Below are 2,579 nucleotides of genomic sequence, written 5' to 3' on the forward strand. Positions count from 1 at the left end.
CTGCCCAGCCCCCACCATCTGAGGGCGCGGCAGCTCTACGAGAAGGTGGCCGCGGCGTTGCCCGAGTTCGATGCGCGCCGGCAAGCCCCGGCCGACGCCGAATCCGGAGGGAACCGCCCATGAGCCGAGATGTCCGTCCCGCGGTGGGGCCCGAGGAGGCCCTGCTCGACCTCGAGACCTTGTGCCGCTGCGCCCTTGTCAGCCCTGAATGGGTGCTCGAACGGGTGCATCGCGGTTTGATCGTGCAGGCCAGCGGCGAGTGCGCCTCGGCCTGGCGCTTCGACGCGGCCACACTGCGCCGCGTGCGCTGCATGGTGCATCTGGAGCGCCATTTCGATGCCGTGCCCGAGCTGGCGGCCTTGGTGGCGGATCTGCACGACGAAATCGACGCCTTGCGCCGCCGGCTCGCCCGTGCCGGCTTGTGAACTCCTGTCTGATGCCGAGGATGGCCATGGCGATGAAAACCCCCGATCCCCAGACCCGATGGAACATCGGTTACTGGCTGCTCGCCCTGCTGATCCTGCTGTCACTGCAGAACCTGTGGCAAAGCCAGCGCATCGTCGAGCCCGTGCCCTACAGCGAATTTGAGCGCGCGCTGGCCGAAGGCCGTGTGGCCGAGGTCGTGGTGGGCGAGACCACGCTGACCGGCAAGCTCAAGAACCCCGAGCCGCGTGGCAAGAGCGTCATCGTGGCCAACCGGGTGGAGCCGGCGCTGGCCGAGCGGCTGTCGCAGTACGGCGTACCCTACACCCGCGTGGTCGAGAGCACCTTCCTGCGCGATCTGCTGTCATGGGTGGTGCCGGCCCTGGTGTTCTTCGGGGTGTGGTTCTTCCTGGTGCGCCGCTTGGCCGAGAAGCAGGGCATGGGCGGCTTCATGAGCATTGGCAAGAGCCGCGCGAAGATTTACGTCGAGAAGGACACCGGCGTGACCTTCGCCGACGTGGCCGGCGTCGACGAGGCCAAGGCCGAGCTGCAGGAGATCGTCGCTTTCCTGAAGGACCCGCAGGGCCAGGGGCGGCTGGGCGCACGCAGCCCCAAAGGGGTGCTGCTCGTGGGCCCGCCTGGCACCGGCAAGACCTTGCTGGCCAAGGCCGTGGCCGGCGAGGCCGGGGTGCCCTTCTTCAGCATCTCCGGCTCGGAGTTCGTCGAGATGTTCGTCGGCGTGGGCGCCGCGCGCGTGCGCGACCTGTTCGAGCAGGCCCGCGCGAAGGCCCCGGCCATCATCTTCATCGACGAACTCGATGCCCTGGGCCGCGCCCGGGGGGCGGCCGGTGCCGTGGGCGGGCACGACGAACGCGAGCAGACGCTCAACCAGCTCCTGGTCGAACTCGACGGCTTCGACTCCACCTCCGGCCTGGTGCTGCTGGCGGCGACCAACCGGCCCGAGATCCTCGACCCCGCGCTGCTGCGCGCAGGCCGCTTCGACCGCCAGGTGCTGGTGGACCGCCCGGACAAGGCCGGCCGCGTGCAGATCCTGCAAGTGCATGTGAGGAAGATCCGCCTGTCGCCGCAGACCGATCTGGAGCAAGTGGCCGCGCTGACCACTGGCTTTTCCGGGGCCGACCTGGCCAATCTGTGCAACGAGGCGGCCCTGGCGGCCACGCGGCGGGGCGCCGCTGAAGTGGAGCTGCAGGACTTCACCGTGGCCATCGAGCGCATCGTTGCCGGGCTGGAGAAGAAAAACCGCGTGCTCAACCCGCGTGAGCGCGAAGTCGTCGCCTACCACGAGATGGGCCATGCGCTGGTGGCACTGTCGCTGCCGGGCACCGACACCGTGCACAAGGTCTCCATCATCCCGCGCGGCATCGGTGCGCTGGGCTACACCATCCAGCGCCCCACCGAGGACCGTTTCCTGATGACGCGCGAGGAGCTCGAACACAAGCTCATGGTATTGCTCGGCGGGCGCGCGGCCGAGAAGCTGGTGTTCGGTCACTGGTCCACCGGCGCGGCCGACGACCTGGCCCGCGTCACCGACATCGCGCGCGACATGGTCACGCGCTACGGCATGGTCGAAGACCTGGGCCATGTGGCCTACGAGGCGCAGCCTGCGCGCTTCCTGGAGGTGCCCGGGGCGCTGCAGCCGGCGCGCAACATCAGTCCGGACACGCAGCACCGCATCGACGAAGCCGTGCGCGAGATCGTCACGCGCGCCTTCGACCGCACCCTGGCGCTGCTGCGCTCGCACCGGGACCTGCTCGAGCGCGGCGCCCGCGAGCTGCTGGCGCGCGAGACCCTGGACGAGGCGGCCCTGAAGGAGTTGACGCGATCGCTGCGCGAGCCGGATCGTGAAGCGTCGCAGCCGGCCTCATGAGCCGGGCTCGCCGCCTGGCACCTGGGCCTGCGCGCACTCGACCTGCACCACCTCACGGCGGCCGCCGTCCACGCGCACGGCGGTGAGCCGGCCGCCCCACACGCAGCCCGTGTCGATGGCCAGCAGGTCTTCGCGCACCCGCAAACCCAGGGTGGACCAATGCCCGCAGGCGATCGGGGTGCCGGCCGTGCGTCGGCCGGGCACGTCGAACCAGGGGAACATGCCCGGTGGCGCGGCTTGCGCGCCGTCCTTGAGGCTCAGGTCCAGT

General features: G+C 70.0%; 2 protein-coding genes and 1 pseudogene. 2 read left to right on the top strand and 1 reads right to left on the bottom strand.

Translation table 11 applies throughout. The annotated features are described in order from the left end of the window. The first annotated feature begins 119 nt into the window (after positions 1 to 119). Together ACK42S_RS17295 and ftsH are read left to right on the top strand one after the other, a co-directional pair. Entirely contained in the window at positions 120 to 425 is a 306-nt protein-coding gene (locus ACK42S_RS17295; protein ID WP_409710501.1) for a chaperone modulator CbpM, read from the top strand. Between the two features lie 26 nt (positions 426 to 451). Beyond that, positions 452 to 2,311: an ATP-dependent zinc metalloprotease FtsH gene (ftsH, locus tag ACK42S_RS17300; RefSeq protein WP_409710504.1), complete on the top strand. Its 1,860-nt coding sequence runs from the start codon at positions 452 to 454 to the stop codon at positions 2,309 to 2,311. Here the strand turns inward: ftsH and ACK42S_RS17305 are convergent. Beyond that, positions 2,306 to 2,579: pseudogene (locus tag ACK42S_RS17305) on the bottom strand (bis(5'-nucleosyl)-tetraphosphatase (symmetrical)); the annotation flags it as partial. The gene ftsH and the pseudogene ACK42S_RS17305 sit on opposite strands and share 6 nt — an antisense overlap.

It is taken from the genome of Caldimonas sp. (assembly GCF_046289365.1).
Classification (GTDB): domain Bacteria; phylum Pseudomonadota; class Gammaproteobacteria; order Burkholderiales; family Burkholderiaceae_C; genus Caldimonas.